Source organism: Rhodopseudomonas sp. NSM (genome assembly GCF_052445935.1).
Lineage (GTDB): Bacteria > Pseudomonadota > Alphaproteobacteria > Rhizobiales > Xanthobacteraceae > Rhodopseudomonas.
On sequence record NZ_JBQTCH010000010.1, the window covers coordinates 152,155 to 169,849 of the forward strand.

Here is a 17,695-nt window from a genome sequence, read left to right on the forward strand (position 1 = left end):
ATCGATTGCGGTGGTGATGTCGCGCGCCAGTCTCTTCATTGCATCGTCGTGTGAACCGCAGGACGGCAACCTCGCGCAACGGGTCGCAGCCCGGTCGCGCTGATGGGACCATTTCGTCGCGGATGGCTACCACCTTCGAGTGGGCGATTGATGCACGGGGGACACAGATGTCTCAACGTTTAGTCAATCGTTGTTGATCGCTGTCAAGGTTCTGAATGTCGGTCCCTGCCAAGGGTTTGTTAGTCGAGTCGTGACGACACTATTGGAGTGGTGCTTCGTGCAGCGGCGTTAACCGGAGAGGTTGTCGATGACGAGCGGCTGGAAGCGTTGGGTGGTGATACTCGCCGTTGTGGCGGCGGTCGGTGGCGGTTACTTCGCGTGGCGCACGTTCGGCGCCAAGGGGCTGCCGCCCGGCATCGCCAGCGGCAATGGCCGGATCGAGGCGACCGAGATCGACGTTTCCACGAAGTCGGCCGGCCGCATCCGCGACATTCTCGTGCGCGAGGGCGACTTCGTCACAGCGGGTCAGGTGCTGGCGCGGATGGACACGGATCAGCTCGAAGCGCAGCGCCGCCAGGCGGAAGCCCAGTTGCGGCGCGCCAGCATCGGCATCGAAACCGCGACCAGCCTGGTCAAGCAGCGCGAAGCCGAGCGTGAGGCGGCTGTCGCTGTGATCGCGCAGCGCGACGCGCAGCTCGATGCGCTGGAGCGCAAGCTCGCGCGCGCCGAAGCGCTGATCAAGACCAGCGCGGTGTCGCAGCAGGTGCTGGACGACGACCGCGCCAACGAGCAGGGCGCGAAGGCCGCGGTCGCCGCCGCCAAGGCGCAGCTTGCGGCCAGCGAGGCGGCGATCAGCTCGGCGAAAGCGCAAGTGATCGACGCCGGCGCCGCGGTCGATGCCGCCAAGGCCGCGATCGACAGCATCACCGTCGAGATCAACGACAGCACGCTGAAATCGCCGCGCGACGGCCGCGTGCAGTATCGCGTCGCCCAGCCCGGCGAAGTGATCGCCGCCGGCGGGCGCGTGCTCAATCTGGTCGATCTCAGCGACGTCTATATGACCTTCTTCCTGCCGACCGCGCAGGCCGGCCAGATCGCGATCGGCGCCGATGTGCGTCTGGTGCTCGACGCGCTGCCGAAAGTGGCTATCCCGGCGAAGGCGACCTTCGTCGCCGACACCGCGCAGTTCACGCCGAAGACGGTGGAGACCGAAGAAGAGCGGCAGAAGCTGATGTTCCGGGTCAAGGCCCACATCCCGCAGGAGCTGCTGCGCAAGTACATCGCGCGGGTCAAGACCGGGTTGCCGGGGGTCGCCTATGTCCGGCTCGATCCGAAGGCCGAATGGCCGGCGAATATCAGCGGAGCGCTGGCGCAATGAGTGATCCCGCGGGCGCTTCAGACCCGCGCGCGCCGGTGGTGCGGCTCGCCGCGGTGTCGTTGCGCTACGGCAAGACGCTGGCGCTCGACGACGTCACGCTCGATCTGCCGCCGGGCTGCATGATCGGACTGATCGGGCCTGACGGCGTCGGCAAATCCAGCCTGCTGTCGCTGGTTTCGGGCGCGCGCGCGGTGCAGCAGGGGCGCGTCGAAGTGTTCGGCGGCGACATCGCGGACGCGGCGCACCGGCGCGCCGTCTGCCCGCGGATCGCCTATATGCCGCAGGGGCTCGGCAAGAATCTGTATCCGACGCTGTCGGTGTTCGAGAATGTCGACTTCTTCGGCCGGCTGTTCGGCCACAGCCGCCGCGAACGGGTCGCGCGGATTGCCGATCTGCTTGAAAGTACTGGGCTTTCAGCATTCGCCGAGCGGCCGGCCGGCAAGTTGTCCGGCGGCATGAAGCAGAAGCTCGGGCTGTGCTGCGCGCTGATCCACGATCCCGACCTGCTGATCCTGGACGAGCCGACCACCGGCGTCGACCCGCTGTCGCGCCGGCAGTTCTGGGAATTGATCAACGACATCAGGGCGCAACGCCCCGGTATGAGCGTGGTCGTGGCGACCGCTTACATGGAGGAGGCGGAGCGCTTCGACCTGCTGGTGGCGATGAACGCCGGGCGGGTGCTGGCCACCGGAACGCCGGCGGAATTGTTGCGGCAAACCGGTGGTAAATCCTTGGATGCCGCCTTCATCGCTCTGCTGCCCGAAGCCGAGCGCCGCGGCCATGCCGAGGTGGTAATTCCGCCGCGCCCGACCGGCCGGACCGGCGTCGCGATCGAGGCCGAACATCTCACCATGCGGTTCGGCGACTTCACCGCGGTAGACGATGTGTCGTTCCGGATCGGGCAGGGCGAGATCTTCGGCTTCCTCGGCTCCAACGGCTGCGGCAAGACCACGACGATGAAGATGCTGACCGGACTACTCGCGGCCAGCGAAGGCAAGGCGAGGCTGTTCGGCAACGAAGTCGACCCGAACGACATGGCGGTGCGCCGGCGCGTCGGCTACATGTCGCAGGCGTTCTCGCTCTACAGCGAACTCACCGTCCGGCAAAATCTCGAACTCCACGCCCGGCTGTTCCAGATGGCGCCGGCGACGATCGCGCCGCGCATCGCCGAGATGGAGCGGCGGTTCGATCTTGCCGAGGTGATCGACAAGCTGCCCGACGATCTGCCGCTCGGCATCCGGCAACGGCTGTCGCTGGCGGTGGCGATGATCCACTCGCCGGCCATTCTGATTCTCGACGAGCCGACCTCCGGCGTCGATCCGATCGCGCGCGACGGCTTCTGGCAGATGCTGTCCGACCTGTCGCGCAACGACAACGTCACCATCTTCGTTTCCACCCACTTCATGAACGAGGCGGAGCGCTGCGACCGCATTTCGCTGATGCATGCCGGCCGCGTGCTGATCAGCGACACGCCGGGCGCGATCGTCGCGAGCCGATCGGCGGCGAGCCTGGAGGACGCCTTCATCGCCTATCTGGAGGAGGCGATCGGAACCGCGGCGACGCCATCGGCTCCGCAGACCACTGCCGCGCAAGTCACATCCGCAGCAGACGAGGACGCCCCGCATCCGCCCCGGGCATCGTCGTCCTGGTTCGATCTGCGGCGGATGCTGGCTTATACGCGGCGCGAGGCGCTCGAACTGCAGCGCGATCCGATCCGCGCCACGCTGGCGCTGATCGGCAGCGTGGTGCTGATGTTCGTGCTCGGCTACGGCATCAATCTCGACGTCGAGAAACTGAGCTTCGCGGCGCTCGATCGCGACGACACCGCGATCAGCCGCGACTACATCCTCGACATCGCCGGCTCGCGCTACTTCGCCGAGCAGCGCCCGATCACCGACTACGCCGATCTCGACCGCAGGATGCGCAGCGGTGAACTGACGATGGCGATCGAGATTCCGCCGGGGTTCGGCCGCGACGTTTCGCGCGGCCGTTCCGTCGAGGTCGGCGCCTGGATCGACGGCGCGATGCCGTCGCGGGCGGAGACCGCGCGCGGCTACGCGCAGGCGATGCATCTCGGCTGGCTCAAGCGGAAGGCAAGCGAGCTGTACGGCGATGCCGCGACCGCGGGCAGTTTCCAGATCGCGATGCGCTATCGCTACAATCCGGACATCCGGAGCGTGGTGGCGATGGCTCCGGCGGTGATTCCGCTGCTGTTGCTGATGATTCCGGCGATGCTCGCGGCGCTCAGCGTGGTGCGCGAGAAGGAGCTCGGCTCGATCATCAATTTCTACGCGACGCCGACCACGCGGCTGGAATTCCTGATCGGCAAGCAGCTGCCTTACGTGGTGCTCGCGATGCTGAACTTCGTGATGCTGACGGCGTTCGCGATCTTCGCCTTCCAGGTGCCGTTCACCGGCAGCTTCATCGCCTTCGGCACCGGCGCGCTGCTCTACGTCGTGTTCGCCACCGCGCTCGGGCTGGTGCTGTCCACCTTCATGAACAGCCAGATCGCGGCGATCTTCGGCACCACGCTGCTGACGCTGATCCCGGCGATCCAGTTCTCCGGGCTGATCGATCCGGTCTCGTCGCTGCAGGGCGCCGGCGCGTTCATAGGCAGGATCTATCCGACCAGCTATTTCGTCGACATCACGCGCGGCGCGTTTTCGAAGGGGCTCGGCTTCGCGCAGATGTGGTCGTCCTTCGTGCCGCTGCTGATCGCGGTGCCGGTGATGTTCGGTCTCGGCGTCGCGCTGCTCCAGAAACAGGCGAAATAATGCGCATCGCCAACATCGTCGAGCTCGGCGTCAAGGAATTGCGCGGCCTGCTGCGCGATCCGATGATGCTGGCGCTGATCGTGTATTCGTTCACCTTCTCGATCTACACCGGCTCCAGGGCGCTGCCGGAAACGCTCAATCACGCGGCGATCTCGATCGTCGACGAGGATCAGTCGCCGGTGTCGCAGCGGATCGTCACGGCGTTCAACCCGCCATATTTCTCGATCCCGAAACTGATCACGCAAGCGGAGATGGACAAGCGGATGGACGCCGGGCTCGACACTTTCGCGCTCGACATTCCGCCGGAATTCCAGCGCGACCTGCTGGCGGGGAAGTCGCCGACCATCCAGCTCAATATCGACGCGACGCGGATGACCCAGGCGTTCTCGGGCGGCGGCTATGTGCAGTCGATCGTCACCGGCGAGGTCGACGAATTCCTCGCCAAGCACCGCGCCGCCACCACCGTCCCGGTCGAACAGGCGCTGCGGATCCGGTTCAACGCCGAGCTCAACAAGGGCTGGTTCGGCGCGATCAATCAGCTGATCTCGTCGGTCACCATGCTGTCGATCATTCTCACCGGGGCGGCGCTGATCCGCGAGCGCGAGCACGGCACCATCGAGCATCTGCTGGTGATGCCGGTGACGCCGTTCGAGATCATGGTGAGCAAGATCTGGTCGATGGGCAGCGTGGTGCTGCTGGCGTCGAGTTTCGCGCTGATCGTCGTCGTGCAGGGCGTGCTGGCGGTGCCGGTGCACGGCTCGGTGGCGCTGTTCCTGTTCGGCACGGCGCTGCATCTGTTCGCCACCACCTGCATGGGCATCTTCCTCGCCACCGCCGCCGGCACCATGCCGCAATTCGGGCTGCTGCTGATGCTGATCCTGCTGCCGCTGCAGGCGCTGTCGGGCGGGATGACGCCGCGCGAAAGCATGCCGCAGATCATCCAGGACATCATGCTGATAGCGCCGAACACGCATTTCGTCTCGATGGCGCAGGCGATCCTGTTTCGCGACGCCGGCCTCGACGTGGTCTGGCCGCAGCTCGCCGCGCTGTTCGCGATCGGCGCCGTGCTGTTCTTCCTGGCGCTGCGCCAGTTCAGGCGGTTTCTGGCGGCGTAGTCCTGCGCGGCTCGGCGTCGATGGAGCCGCGGGCTACACCCGCGCCAGCTCGGGCAGCACGAACGGGCTGCCTGAAGCGTCGGTCTGCACGGCGAGGTCGACGTCGAACACCGCGCCGATGAGTTCGGGGCGCATCACCGCGCGCGGCGGGCCGTCGGCAGCGACGGCGCCGTCGTGCATCACGACGATGCGCTCGGCGAAGCGGGTCGCGAGGTTGAGGTCGTGCAGGATCGCGATCACGGTGGCGCCGTTGCGGGCGCAGCGCCGCGCCGTATGGGCGAGGTCGAGCTGATGACGGATGTCGAGGCTGGAGGTCGGCTCGTCGAGCAGCAGGATGCCCGGTCCGCGCACCGCTTCGCTGCTCCAGAGCTGAACCAGCACGCGGGCGAAATGCGCGCGCTGCTGCTCGCCGCCGGACAGCGTGGTGATGTCGCGCGCGCGAAACTCGCCGAGGCCGACCTCGTGCAGCGCGGCCTCGATCAGCGCGCCGGCCTTGCGATGGCCGACATCGCCGGTGCCCATCCGGACGATCTCCTCGACCGTGAACGGAAAGCTGACATTGATATGCTGGGCCAGCACCGCGCGACGGTCCGCCAGTTCGCGCGGCGAATAGGACGACAATTCGCGATCGCCGAGCCGGACCGCGCCCGAACTCGGACGCAGGTCGCCCGACAGCATTCGCAGCAGGGTGGATTTGCCGGCGCCGTTCGGCCCGACGATGGCGATCAGCTCGCCTTGCGCGACGGCGAGATCGACACTGTCGACCAGCGTCGCGCCGCCGGTCGCGAAGCCGGCCTTGCGGGCCTCGAGCGCGGTGCTCATAGGCCGACCAGCTTGCGCTGGCGCAGCAGGATGACGAGGAAGAACGGCGCGCCGATCGCCGCGGTGAGAATGCCGATCGGCATTTCGGCCGGCGCCACGATGGTGCGGGCGACGGTGTCGGCGGCCACCAGCATCACCGCGCCGAGGCAGGCGGAGGCGGGCAGCAGCAGCCGGTGCGACGGGCCGATCAGCAGCCGCAGCAGATGCGGCACGACGATGCCGACGAATCCGATCACGCCGCAGACCGAGACCGCGACGCCGGTCATCAGCGACACCAGCACGATCGACAGACGCTTCAGCCGTTCGACGTCGACGCCGGTGTGAAACGCCTCCGACTCGCCGAGCACCAGCAGATCGAGATGGCGCGCGACCTTGACGAACACCGCAAGCGCGATCAGCAGCACCAGCGCGGTCGACGATGCTTTGGCCCAGTTGGCGCCGCTGAGCGATCCCATCATCCAGAAGGTGATGTCGCGCAACTGCCGGTCGTCGGCGAGATACACCAGCACGCCGATCCCCGCATTGGCGATGGCGGCGATGGCGAGTCCGGCGAGCAGGAACAGCGCGATCGAGGTGCGGCCGGCGCGGCTGGCGATCCGGTACAACGCGATGGTGGTGACCAGCGAGCCGGCGAAGGCGGCGACTGGCAGCAGATGGTCCTGCAGGAAGCGAAGATTGTCGCCGAGCATGTGATCCAGCAGCACGATCGACGACGCGGCCGCGAAGGCGCCGCCGCTGGAGACGCCGACCAGCGCCGGATCGGCCAGCGGATTGCGGAACAGCCCCTGCATCAGCGCGCCCGACGCTGCCAGCAGGCTGCCGACGATCGCGGCGGTGAGGATGCGCGGCAGCCGGATCGACCACAACACCATTTGATCGCGCGCCGCCATCGGCCCGGCATCGGCGGCGGGCAGCAGCCCGAGCGCGGCGGGCAGGCGCGACAGCGGAATGCCGGCGGCGCCGACGGTCAGCGCCAGCGCCAGGCAGATCAGCAGCAGCGCGAGCAGCACCGCGATAGTGACAGCGGAGCGCGGCCGGAACGACCTCGCCGCCCGTCGGCGTCCGATCTCCATCACCGTCATGGGCGGCAAACGGCCGACGCCGCCTTCGGCTTGAAATCGCCGGCCTGGCTCGCGAGCTGCGGATACAGCGTCGCGGCGACATCGCGCGCGGCGGCCGGGGTGCGCGGGCCGAAGCCGAGCAGATACAGCCCGTCCATCGACACGAAGGCGCGGTTCTTCGCGGCTGGCGTCAGCGCGAAGCCCGGATGGGCGTAGAACGCATCGGCCTCGAAGGTGTCGCGGCTGCGCCGGATCGTCAGCACCGCGTCGGGCTTCGCCGCGACGATCGCCTCGTCGTTGATCGGCTTGTAGCCGTCATAGCCGTCGATCGCGTTGACGCCGCCGGACAGTTCGATGATCTCGTCGGCGGCGGTGTTGCGGCCCGCCGCCATCGCCTGGCCGTTGACCAGCGACATCACGAACATCACCCGCAGCGGCCTGTCGATCTTCGCCCGGAGCAGGCGGAGCTGATCGAAATCCTCCGCCACGGCGTTCGCGAGGCAGCTCGCGGCGGCGTCCGCGTTCATGGCGCGGCCGATCAGTCGGATCTTGTCCAGCAGTCCCTGCTCGGTGAGCTTCTCGGGAATCAGCACGAGCGGGATCTTGGCCGATTCGATCGCCTGCATGGTCGGCTTCGGGCCGGCGCTGTCCATCGCCAGAATCAGCGTCGGGTTCAGCCCGATCACGCCTTCGGCGGAGAGCTGCCGCAGATAGCCGACATTCGGTTTGTCCTTCACGGCCGCCGGCGGATAGGTGCTGGTCGAATCGATCCCGGCGATGCGGTGCTCGAGCCCGAGCGCCACCAGCACTTCGGTGATCGCGCCGCCGATCGACAGCGTCCGCGAGGTATCGGTGATCGTCACTTCGCGGCCGTGCGCGTCGCGCACCGCGATGTCGCCGGCAAAACCGGGGGTCGCGGCGAGAACGGTCGCCGCCAGCACCGAGAGAAGCGCGTAGCGCGCGGGGGGCGAGACGAGCGAGCCGATCATTTGGTCAGGATCAGTTTGTTCTGGGACGTCAGGCGCAGCCGGTATCGGTCGCCGCCGTGGGCGATGACGATCTCGCGGCCCAGCGAAAACAGCTCGCGGCTCTCGAGCTGATTGCCGACGATATTGACGGCGCGCTCGGCCGCCGGTCCGGCATCGGTGGTGCTCTTGTTATCAGTGTGTTCGGTCATGGCAGCCGTCTTGGTAGTCGAGCCTGTGTCCGATCCAGTATAGGCGCTGCCGCCGGATTGTGTCTTATAATCACTTTAAACCGGGGCGCCCCGGCTTGACGCGCGACGGGGCCGGCGTCAGGTTTACTTGACGCCGCTCCGTGTCACGCGAGCGTCGCGTGCTATCTCGGCCAGCCAGCCCCCTGCATCAGCAGCGCCCGCCAGCCCATCACCGATGATCTGATTGGAATTCAGGATGGTCGTGCTGGCCAGTTACCTGCGCGCGTCCGCGCGCGGACGCGCGTCGTGGCCGATGCCGATCGATGCCGTCGCCTCCGCAGCGGGGCGACGCCGATGACGATGGCGAATGTGAAGACGGGCGGCGCGGCGTCCCATGGCGGGCACGGGCACGGGCATCATCCGGCGCCGGCGGCGGCGCAGCAGATCAGCGATTACTTCGTGCGGATCGGCTGCGATCCCTTGACCGAGGCGTTCGCGAAGCGGTCGTTCTCGCCGCCATGGCGCGGCAGCCGGCCGGTCGACAGCGACGATGTCGGCGCGGTGTTCGAACGCATCCTCGCGACGCCGCGGACGGAGACCGCGGTGGCCTATGTGCACGTGCCGTTCTGCCAGACCCACTGCCTGTTCTGCGGCTTCTACCAGAATGTCTGGCGCGCCGAGGCCGGCCCTGCCTATGTGGACGACGTGCTCGCCGAACTCGCGGCGCGATCCGGCACGCCGCTGATCGCGTCGGCGCCGATCGACGCGGTGTATATCGGCGGCGGCACGCCGTCGGCGCTCGCGGCCGACGATCTCGCGCGCCTCGTCGAGGGTCTGCGGCGCTATCTGCCGCTGACCGGGGATTGCGAGATCACGCTCGAAGGCCGCGCCTTCGGCTTCGATCCGGCGAAGGCCGCGAAGGTGGCGGACGCCGGCGTGACCCGGCTGTCGATCGGGGTGCAGACGTTCTCGACGCAGGTGCGGCGCCGGCTCGGCCGCAAGCTCGCAGGCCCCGAGGTGCAGTCGTTTCTCGCGGATCTGGTCGCGCTCGGCCGCACCGCGGTGGTGTGCGATCTGATCTACGGACTGCCGGGACAGACCGACGAGACCTGGGGGAGCGATATCGCGACCGTCGATCAGCTCGGGCTCGACGGCGTCACGCTCTATGCGCTCAACATGTTTCCGGGCGGGCCGATGGCGCGCGCGATCGAGAAGGGCAAGCTGGCCGCGCCTGCGACGCCGAGCCTGCAGGCGCGCGCCTATGCGGAGGCGGTCGAGCGGCTCGCCGGGCTCGGCTGGCTGCAGGTGTCGCAGTCGCATCTGGTGCGCTCGGTGCGCGAACTCAATCGCTACAATGCGGCGATCAAGCGCGGCGTCGCGTGCCTTCCGTTCGGCGCGGGCGCCGGTGGCCAGGCGCACGGCTATCGCTGGCGCAACGTCATCGACATCGCGCAGCGCCGCGACATGATCGCGCAGCATCGCGAGCCGGTCGAGGGACTGGCGCTGGTGCCGGCCGATCATGCGGCGCATGCGATGATCGCGGCCGGCCTCGAGGCCGGACGGCTCGACCTCGCCGCGGTCGAGACGCTGCGGCCCGGCTTCCGCGCCGCGGTGGCGCCGCTGCTGGCGAACTGGGCGGCGGCCGGTCTCGGCGAACTCTGCGGCGACGGCTTCAGGCCCAATCATGCCGGCGCGTTCTGGATCAGCAATCTCACCAGCGGCCTGTCCGCGGGGCTGCAGTCGGCGACGCAGGCCGATCCGAGCGCGTGCTGCGCTTCCTTGTGAGTCCGGCTATGCTTGCGCACGCGCGGGGCGACCGCGTCTCGAATCGAAACGGGGCCGTATGAAAATTCTGGTATTCGGCGCGACCGGCAGGACCGGTCGGCATCTGGTGTCGCAGGCCGCCGCGATCGGCTGGAGCGTCCACGCCGCCGGCCGCGACGCCGATCGGCTGCAGGACCTTTCCGGCGCGGCGGAAATCTCCGTGGTCGATCTCGCCGATGCCGGTGGTGTCGCCGATGTGGTGAAGCGCGCCGCGCCGGATGCGATCATCGCGACCGTCGGCGGCGCGCTGCCGGACGGGCGGCTGGTCGACGAGTTCGGCAACAACGTGATTGCGGATGCGGCCGTGAGCGGCGGCGTCCGGCGGCTGGTGCAGATTTCGTCGCTGGCCTGCGGCGACAGCCGGGCGTTCGCGTCCGAGCGGATCATCGCCGCGATCGGTCCGGTGCTCGACGCCAAGACCCGCGCCGAGGATCATCTGCGCCGGCTCGAACTCGACTGGACCATCATCCGTCCGGGAGGATTGACCGAGGGCGAGCCGACCGGCGGCGGCGCGCTGTACGACGATCCCCGCGTGCACGGCATGATCGCACGCGCCGATCTCGCGGCCGTGGTGCTGCTGACCGTCGCGGCCGCCGCGACGCATCGGCTGACGCTCTCCACCGTCGATCGGGCGTCGCTGCCGGCCGAGCCGGCCGATCTGCGCGAGTTCTTCGTTCCGCCGCGCGTGTAGTTGTGCGCGCATTGCGCGTCGACGATTCCTTACAATCGTTTTAATCGGTTAGCACGCGCCGTTGACCACCCGGTTCCGCTCCGTTACCAAATTGTAAGCCGCCGGCATCTGCCGGCGGTTCTCTGCCAGCCAGCCGCCTTCGGGCGCGCCCGCCAGCCGCAATCAATCAACTCGATCGGGGCTGTCATGGTAGGGCTGAATTCGCGCATCCGTGCGCTTTTGCTATCTGGATCCGTCATCGCCTTGGCGGTGGCGCCGGCTGCGGCGCAAACCGCGGCGACCGCGCCGCAACCCGACAAGCAGAAGCAGGCCAAGCGCGAGCGCGCGGCGAAACCGGCGGCGCAACATCAGGTGCAAGCTCCTGCGCGCGACCCGCGCGAGGCCTATGCGCAGGCCGGGCAGGTGATGCAGCCGCTCGACACCATCACCGTGGTGGCGACCAAGACCGAGGAGCGCGCGATCGACGCGCTGGCGCCGGCGAGCGCGATCACGCTGGGGCAGATCGAGCGGCTTCAGCCCAACCGGCTGCAGGACATCTTCGTGGCGACGCCGGGCGTGGCGTTCCAGGATCGCGGCGACGATCCGTCGACCGCCATCAACATCCGCGGCCTGCAGGATTTCGGTCGGGTCGCCGTGGTGGTCGACGGCGCGCGGCAGAACTATCAGCGCTCCGGCCACAACGCGCAGGGCTCGTTCTTCCTCGATCCCGAACTGATCGGCGGCGTCGACGTGGTGCGCGGCCCCAGCGCCAACGTCTACGGCTCGGGCGCGATCGGCGGCGTGGTGTCGTTCCGCACCAAGGACATCGACGACGTGCTGCGCGCCGGTGAGCGCTGGGGCGTCGACATGACCGGCTCCTACGGCAGCAACAATGCGCGCGGGCTCGGCTCGATCTTCGGCGGCGTCCGGGTCGACCCGACCGTCGACGTGTTCGGCGGCGCGCTGTATCGCACCCAGGGCAACTACAAGGACGGCGCCGGCACCGAGATCGGCAACACCGGCAACGACATCGCCGGCGGGCTGCTGAAGCTGACGGTGCGGCCGGCCGAAGGTCACGAGATCAAGTTCGGCGGTCTGTTCCAGGACTACAACTACAATATCGGCCAGTTCAATCGCGGGCCGGTGCTGACCGCGGCGCAGCGCGCGCTGTATCAGGGCTCCTCGGTGTACGATTCCAACGTGAAGAACTACACCGGAACGATGAGCTGGCGATATTCGCGGCCGGACGACATGCTGTTCGACTGGAACATCAACCTGTACGGCAACCGGACCGACAACGACCAGACCAAGACCTATCACAACTCCACCAGCGGTGCGGCCTATTGCGGCGCCGGCAATGTCGGCAACAACATCTCCGGCTGCGTCGGCGACACCCGTGGCTACCGGCTGGACACGATCGGCATCGACGCCAACAACACCACGCGATTCGACTACGGCGACTGGCGCACCGCCGTCACCTACGGCGTCGACGCCTTCAACGACAAGGTCACCACGACGGATTCGCGCGGCAATTCCAACATCACGACGCCGAGCGGCGAGCGCACCGTGTCGGGCGGCTTCATCCAGCTCAAGAACAATTATGCGAGCTGGCTCGAGGTGATCGGCGCCGCGCGGTACGACCATTACGAACTGAATTCGCAGACCAGTTCCGCGAGCGGCAGCCGGCTGTCGCCGAAGATCACGGTCGGCGTCACGCCGGTCGCGGGCTTCACGCCCTATGTCGGCTATGCCGAAGGCTATCGCGCGCCGTCGATCACCGAGACGCTGATCTCGGGCGCGCACGCCACCGGCGGCGGCCCGGCGCTGTTCACCTGCGCCGACGGCACCAGCGGCCTGTTCTGCCTGATCCCGAATGCCGGGCTGCGGCCCGAAGTCGGCAAGAACAAGGAAATCGGCATCAATCTGAAATACAACGATCTGTTCGTGTCGGGCGACAGCTTCCGCGGCAAGATCAACGCCTTCCGTAACGACGTCGACAACTACATCGAGCTGGTGGGGTCGACGCCCCAGACGTCGAATCTGGGGCCGGCCTTCGGCCAGTACAGCAAGTTCTATCAGTATCAGAACATCCCGCACGCCAGGATCGAGGGCGTCGAACTCGAAACCTCCTACGACGCCGGGCTGTGGTTCGTCGGCGTGTCGGCCTCGACGCTGCGCGGCACCAATACCGATACCGGCCTCGGCCTCGCCTCGGTTCCGGCGCGCAAGGTCGTCACCTCGGGCGGCGTCCGCCTGCTCGACCGGCAGCTCACGATCGCGGCGCAATGGGCGTCCTACGCGGCCAATACCAACCTTCCGGCCGGCTATCTGCCGGGGACCTCCTACGATCTGGTCAATCTCAACGTCGCCTACCGGCCGACGCCGGACGTGACCCTGCACTTCTCGGTCGATAATGTCCTGAACAACTATTATCGTCCGTATGCGATCCCCGGATCCTCGACCGACGGAACGTCGCAGAACGACGTTCTGTTCAGCAGCCCGGGGCCCGGCATCGTTTACAAAGGCGGGATCAAGGTGCACTTCGGAGGTGCATAGGAATTCGCTGCAGCCCGCGCGTCGGGCCGGACGCAGCGGGTCAACAGCTTATTCCAGCGACAGGGAGATGACATGTTCATTGCTATGAACCGGTTCCAGGTGAAGCGCGGCGCGGAGCACAAATTCGAGGCGATCTGGAGCGCGCGCGAATCCTATCTCGGCGAGATGCCGGGATTCATCGAGTTTCATCTCCTCAAGGGCCCGGTGAGCGACGACCATACGCTGTATTCGACCCACACCACCTGGGTCGACAAGGCGGCCTTCGAGGCCTGGACGACGTCGGAGCAATTCCGCCGCTCGCATGCGCGGGCCGGCAACGACACCGGCGAGAGCATCTATCTCGGCCATCCGCGGTTCGAGGGCTTCGAGGTGATCCGCACCGAGCGCAAATCGGCGGCGGCCGCCTGAACGGAAACGCCGCCTGAACGGAAACGGAGACAATACATGGACGCGTCGGTCGTGACGTCGGAGCCCGCCGATCTTCGGGCCTATATGGCCGACAATCCGGCCGCGGTGATCGAGGATGTGGCGCGGCAACGCAACGTGTCGCCGCGCGACGTGATCGAGGCGCTGCCGCCCGGTATGGCGCGGCTCGGGCCCGGCGACGGCTTCGTCCCGGCGATGACCGATATCGCGACCTGGGGCGAGGTGACGCTGATCGTGCACACCGAGGATGCGATCTTCGAATTCACCGGCGAGGTGCCGGCCGGCGAGATCGGCCGCGGTTACTTCAACCTGATGCAGCCGAAAGGCCTGCACGGACATCTGCGGCACGACCATTGCGGCGCCGTCGCTTTCGTCGAGCGGCCGTTCATGGGCAAGGCCAGCGCCTTCGTGGCGTTTCTCAACCAGAGCGGCGGCATCATGTTCAAGGTGTTCGTCGGCCGCGACTCAAATCGCGAACTACGCGCCGACCAGTTGGTGCGGTTCAGAGCGCTCGCCGAGAGCTTCGGCAAGGGACGCGTCGGCTAGGCCGCGCGGCGGCCTCGTGCTCTCTGAGGCCGCGTCCCGGCTCCAGCAGCCGCAACTGCGCGTCGGAAGCGGACAGATCCGCGCGGGTGAAGACGGCAATAGCGCTTCATCGATCGCGTGAAGCGATATGGCGATTGCAAAATGCACTGATCCTCATCCTGAGTGTCTGACCGGAAATGCGGGCCGCCAAATCAGCGCCCTATCCCCGTCATTGCGAGCGAAGCGAAGCAATCCAGTGCGCCGAGTATGGGGCTTCTGGATTGCTTCGTCGCGGAGCCTGTGCTCGGACGGCGCGGAGCGCCGATCCGGGTGCTCCTCGCAATGACGAACTCTTGTGCCTGATCTTGTTGCTCTCATTTTGAATCGGACTCTGAGGAGCCCGGCGAAGCCGGGCGTCTCGAAGGATGGGGGCGACGCAGGGCCGGCGGCGCATGGTTCGAGACGGCGCTGCGCGCCTCCGAATGCCGATCAGGAACGCGGTCACGCCAACGGCGTTGGCCCTCGATGCGCGACCCGCCGGCGATGGTCGCGGCCGGCGAGCGCGGCGAACCCGATTCGAGGCCCGCAATGCCGAATGACCGTACCCATGCCGAAGCTCTCGTGGCCCCGAAGCCGCCGGCTTTGGCGGAGGAAGTGAGCGAGGCGCTGCAGGAGAAGGCGTCGCTGCCGCTCGGGACGATGTCCGTGCTCGGTCTGCTGGCCGGCGGTTACATCGCGTTCGGCGCCCTGTTCGCCACCGTCGCCTTGGCCGGCGCGGACGGCTGGCCCTACGGCGCGAGCCAGGTCCTGGCCGGGTCGGTGTTCACCCTGGGGCTGGTGCTGGTGATCGTCGCCGGTGCCGAGTTGTTCACCGGAAATACCCTGATGGCGGGATTGCTGGTGGCGCGGCGACTTACCCTGAAGCCGATGCTGACCGCCTGGAGTGTGGTCTATCTGACCAATTTCGCCGGATCGCTGCTGATTGCGATCGTTGCTTTGGCCGCAGGGGTGCATCTGGCGGGAGACGGCGCCGTCGGCCGGGCTGCGCTCGAACTGGCGGAGGTCAAGAGTGCGCGCAGTTTCGGCACCGCGTTCGCCAGCGGCATCCTCGCCAACATGCTGGTCTGTCTCGCGGTGTGGATCGGCTACAGCGCAAGGACCACCACCGACAAGGTGTTCGCCGTGCTGCTCCCGATCGCGGCCTTCGTCGCGGCGGGGCTCGAGCACTCGGTGGCGAATATGTACATCCTTCCTTACGGCTGGATGGTGAAGACCTTCGCCACCGCGCCGTTCTGGGAGATGGCGGCGATTGCTCCCGAGGCGTTTCCGTCGGTTTCGCTCGCGGGCGTGCTGGGCAACCTCGTACCCGTCACCGTCGGCAACATCGTCGGCGGCTTCCTGATCGCTTCGGCCTATGCGTTCGCGTATCTGCGCAAGCCGCCGGCGTGACGCAGGCGCCCGCCTGGACTGCGTTTACTACGTGTGACCATTTGCCACCATGCTGCGCCGCATCCCGAACGGGCTTTGTGCGTTGCCGGTCGGGCAGGTCTGTTCCATCGCGGGGCCGGCGCGATGATCGCGACCGGGCTGGCGACCGGGCTGGTCCAGCGCGGCTCGGCGTTCTGGCGTTCACGGTCCTCCGCAGCGTCGTTGTCCGGCAGCAGACATCGCTCGGAGACGCACAATGATCGACCCTTATTGCGGCGCTGCGCCGCTTCCCGAAGAGCTGCTGAGCCGCTGGAATTTCGATCCGGTGCTGCTGGTGATGCTGGCGGGGGGCGTTGCGCTGCATCTCGGTTCGCTCCGGCGGGAACCCGCCGCCCAAGGCCGCATCCTGGCGGCGGCGGCCGGATGGACCCTGCTGTTCATGATCTTCGTGTCGCCGCTGTGCGCGCTGACCTCGGCGCTGTTCTCCGCGCGGGTCGCTCATCACGCCGTGCTGGTCGCGGTCGTTGCGCCGCTGCTGGTGATGTCGCTGCCGCGAGTCGGCGTTCCCGTGAGGATCGGCGCCGCGGGCGGTGCCGCGGCGTTCGTCCTCCACATGGTGCTGCTGTGGCTATGGCACGCGCCGGCGCCCTACGCCGCCGCGCTGGCCGATCCGGCGATGTTCTGGGTGATGGAGCTGAGCCTGCTCGGCAGCGCGATCTGGCTGTGGGGCGCGGTGCTGGCGCCGGCGGCGCGGCTCGGCGCGACGCTGGCACTGCTGCTCGGCCAGGTGGTGCAGATGGGGCTGCTCGGCGCCGTCATCACCTTCGCCCGCGCGCCGCTGTATGAGGCGCATCTCGGCGTCACCGCGCCGTGGGGGCTGACCGCATTGCAGGACCAGCAACTCGCCGGGCTGATCATGTGGGTGCCGGCGTCGATTCCCTATCTGGCGGCGGCGCTGGCGCTGCTGGCGAGCCGGCTCGACCGACCGGTCGCGGCCGATGAAGCCGCGCGATGATCGCGTGGCTGAAGGCGATCCACATTGTGGCGCTGATCGTGTGGTGCGCCGGGCTGCTGGCGCTACCCGGCCTGTTCGCCCAGCGCAGCCGGCTCGACGCGGGCCCGGCGGTCGAACTCAATCGCCTCACCCGGACGCTGTTCATCGGCGTCACCTCTCCGGCGGCGTTCGTCGCAGTGGTGGCGGGCACCATCCTGCTGTTCCTGCGCGAAGCGTTCACCACCTGGATGATGCTGAAGCTGCTCGCGGTCGGCCTGCTGGTGATCTTTCACATGCGGGCCGGCTATCTGATCCTCAGCATCTTCGAGCCGGAGGGCCACTACGCGCCTTGGCGGCGCTGGGCGATGACGCTGGCGACGCTGGCGGTGATCGGCGTCATCCTGTCGCTGATCCTGACCAAGCCGCCGATCGATCTCGCCTTCGTGCCGCCATGGATGCGCGAGCCCGGCGGGCTTCAATCCTTCGTCGACACCATCAGGCCGACACCGTGATCGAACACCAGCTTGCCACCGTGCCAGCCCGCGATGCCGACGAACACCGTGCCGAGCACCGAGACCATCAGGCCGACCGGCAGCACGTTCAGATGATCGACCAGCCGCAAGCCCCAATTGGCACCGGCGACCGACACCAGCATGACGCCGGCGGTGGCATGGATCCAGCTCGCCGCCCGGGTGCGGATGCCCTTGACCAGCAGCAGCTCCGCGGTGCCGGCGAGACTCGCGGCGACGCCGAACCAGAATGCGAAGCCGCTCGCCCACAGCCCGGCGCGCGCCCAGAACGGATCGGCGCTCCACCAGTAGAAAATGTCGCAGCCGAGCGTCGAGATCACCAGCGCGATCGGAAACGAGACCATCATCGCATGGATCGGATGGCCGGCGAGGGCCACGATGGAACTGGTGTCGTATTCGCTGACTTCTTCGATGATCGTCTTGGCCATGGCTTACC

General features: G+C 67.6%; 16 protein-coding genes. 11 read left to right on the forward strand and 5 right to left on the reverse strand.

Translation table 11 applies throughout. The features are described 5' to 3' along the window. Window positions 1-307 precede the first annotated feature (307 nt). Genes ACTZWT_RS22255 through ACTZWT_RS22265 form a run of 3 tightly spaced genes read left to right on the forward strand, consistent with a single transcriptional unit; the run spans window position 308 to window position 5,267 of the window. On the forward strand, window positions 308-1,378 hold the full coding sequence (locus tag ACTZWT_RS22255) for an HlyD family secretion protein (protein ID WP_444771855.1): 1,071 nt from the start codon (window positions 308-310) through the stop codon (window positions 1,376-1,378). Continuing rightward, window positions 1,375-4,152, forward strand: coding sequence for a ribosome-associated ATPase/putative transporter RbbA (gene rbbA / locus ACTZWT_RS22260; protein WP_444771856.1), 2,778 nt, complete (start codon window positions 1,375-1,377; stop codon window positions 4,150-4,152). The genes ACTZWT_RS22255 and rbbA overlap by 4 nt, the downstream gene beginning before the upstream one ends. After that, window positions 4,152-5,267, forward strand: a complete 1,116-nt coding sequence (locus tag ACTZWT_RS22265) for an ABC transporter permease (RefSeq protein WP_444771857.1) — start codon at window positions 4,152-4,154, stop codon at window positions 5,265-5,267. Before rbbA ends, ACTZWT_RS22265 begins: the two co-directional genes overlap by 1 nt. Before the next feature lie 33 nt (window positions 5,268-5,300). On the opposite strand, the gene ACTZWT_RS22270 is transcribed toward ACTZWT_RS22265, so the two are convergent. From ACTZWT_RS22270 to hemP, 4 genes are read right to left on the reverse strand one after another with little or no spacing between them, the layout of a single operon-like run. Continuing rightward, entirely contained in the window at window positions 5,301-6,089 is a 789-nt protein-coding gene (locus tag ACTZWT_RS22270; protein WP_444771858.1) for a heme ABC transporter ATP-binding protein, read from the reverse strand. Beyond that, the gene (locus tag ACTZWT_RS22275; RefSeq protein ID WP_444771859.1) at window positions 6,086-7,171 is read right to left on the reverse strand and encodes a FecCD family ABC transporter permease; all 1,086 of its coding nucleotides are present in this window, start codon (window positions 7,169-7,171) and stop codon (window positions 6,086-6,088) included. Before ACTZWT_RS22275 ends, ACTZWT_RS22270 begins: the two co-directional genes overlap by 4 nt. Then, window positions 7,168-8,139 carry a heme/hemin ABC transporter substrate-binding protein gene (locus ACTZWT_RS22280; protein ID WP_444771860.1) on the reverse strand — a complete coding sequence of 324 codons (972 nt, stop codon included), beginning with the start codon at window positions 8,137-8,139 and terminating at the stop codon, window positions 7,168-7,170. Before ACTZWT_RS22280 ends, ACTZWT_RS22275 begins: the two co-directional genes overlap by 4 nt. Continuing rightward, window positions 8,136-8,327 (reverse strand): hemin uptake protein HemP, encoded by a 192-nt coding sequence (gene hemP, locus ACTZWT_RS22285; RefSeq protein ID WP_444771861.1) that lies wholly within the window; start codon window positions 8,325-8,327, stop codon window positions 8,136-8,138. Before hemP ends, ACTZWT_RS22280 begins: the two co-directional genes overlap by 4 nt. A 333-nt stretch (window positions 8,328-8,660) precedes the next feature. On the opposite strand from hemP, the gene hutW reads away from it, so the two are divergent. The 8 genes from hutW to ACTZWT_RS22325 all read left to right on the forward strand — a co-directional run bounded on the left by hutW (window position 8,661) and on the right by ACTZWT_RS22325 (window position 17,241). Then, window positions 8,661-10,091 (forward strand): heme anaerobic degradation radical SAM methyltransferase ChuW/HutW, encoded by a 1,431-nt coding sequence (hutW, locus tag ACTZWT_RS22290; RefSeq protein WP_444771862.1) that lies wholly within the window; start codon window positions 8,661-8,663, stop codon window positions 10,089-10,091. 58 nt (window positions 10,092-10,149) lie between these two features. Continuing rightward, entirely contained in the window at window positions 10,150-10,821 is a 672-nt protein-coding gene (locus ACTZWT_RS22295; protein WP_444771863.1) for an NAD(P)H-binding protein, read from the forward strand. A gap of 186 nt (window positions 10,822-11,007) precedes the next feature. Beyond that, entirely contained in the window at window positions 11,008-13,356 is a 2,349-nt protein-coding gene (locus ACTZWT_RS22300) for a TonB-dependent hemoglobin/transferrin/lactoferrin family receptor (protein WP_444771864.1), read from the forward strand. 72 nt (window positions 13,357-13,428) lie between these two features. Continuing rightward, complete coding sequence (locus tag ACTZWT_RS22305) at window positions 13,429-13,764, forward strand: antibiotic biosynthesis monooxygenase family protein (protein ID WP_444771865.1); 336 nt, start codon at window positions 13,429-13,431, stop codon at window positions 13,762-13,764. Between the two features lie 36 nt (window positions 13,765-13,800). Then, window positions 13,801-14,328: a heme utilization cystosolic carrier protein HutX gene (gene hutX / locus ACTZWT_RS22310; RefSeq protein WP_444771866.1), complete on the forward strand. Its 528-nt coding sequence runs from the start codon at window positions 13,801-13,803 to the stop codon at window positions 14,326-14,328. A gap of 567 nt (window positions 14,329-14,895) precedes the next feature. Continuing rightward, on the forward strand, window positions 14,896-15,756 hold the full coding sequence (locus ACTZWT_RS22315; RefSeq protein WP_444771867.1) for a formate/nitrite transporter family protein: 861 nt from the start codon (window positions 14,896-14,898) through the stop codon (window positions 15,754-15,756). Between the two features lie 235 nt (window positions 15,757-15,991). After that, window positions 15,992-16,750, forward strand: coding sequence for a cytochrome c oxidase assembly protein (locus tag ACTZWT_RS22320; RefSeq protein ID WP_444771868.1), 759 nt, complete (start codon window positions 15,992-15,994; stop codon window positions 16,748-16,750). Then, a complete protein-coding gene (locus ACTZWT_RS22325; protein ID WP_444771869.1) occupies window positions 16,747-17,241 on the forward strand; it encodes a CopD family protein in 495 nt (164 codons plus the stop codon). Before ACTZWT_RS22320 ends, ACTZWT_RS22325 begins: the two co-directional genes overlap by 4 nt. Here the strand turns inward: ACTZWT_RS22325 and ACTZWT_RS22330 are convergent. Next, the gene (locus ACTZWT_RS22330; protein ID WP_444771870.1) at window positions 17,205-17,687 is read right to left on the reverse strand and encodes a DUF2231 domain-containing protein; all 483 of its coding nucleotides are present in this window, start codon (window positions 17,685-17,687) and stop codon (window positions 17,205-17,207) included. The two genes, ACTZWT_RS22325 and ACTZWT_RS22330, sit on opposite strands and share 37 nt — an antisense overlap. Window positions 17,688-17,695: the final 8 nt, after the last annotated feature.